This is a genomic window from Streptomyces violaceorubidus, from assembly GCF_000717995.1.
Taxonomy (GTDB): Bacteria; Actinomycetota; Actinomycetes; order Streptomycetales; family Streptomycetaceae; genus Streptomyces; species Streptomyces violaceorubidus.
On record NZ_JODM01000200.1, the window covers coordinates 1 to 277 of the forward strand.

The window sequence follows — 277 nt, forward strand, 5'->3', positions numbered from 1 at the left end:
GCCGAAGGCGAGGGCCTGGGTCTGCGCGAAGAAGTTGGCCATCAGCAGGTCGTGCTGGGCCTTCAGTTCCTCGCTCAGCTCGCCCACGGGCCGCGCGAAACCGATGAAGTCCGCCGGGATCAGCTTGGTGCCCTGGTGGATCAACTGGTAGTAGGCGTGCTGCCCGTTGGTGCCGGGTGTGCCCCACACCACCGGTCCGGTCTGCCACCGCACCGGGTTCCCGTCGCGGTCCACGGACTTGCCGTTGGACTCCATGTCCAGCTGCTGGAGATAGGCG

1 pseudogene is annotated in these 277 nt (G+C 67.1%); it reads right to left on the reverse strand.

The features are described 5' to 3' along the window. Positions 1-277 (reverse strand): annotated as a pseudogene (locus tag IE94_RS36890) (glucose-6-phosphate isomerase); the annotation flags it as partial.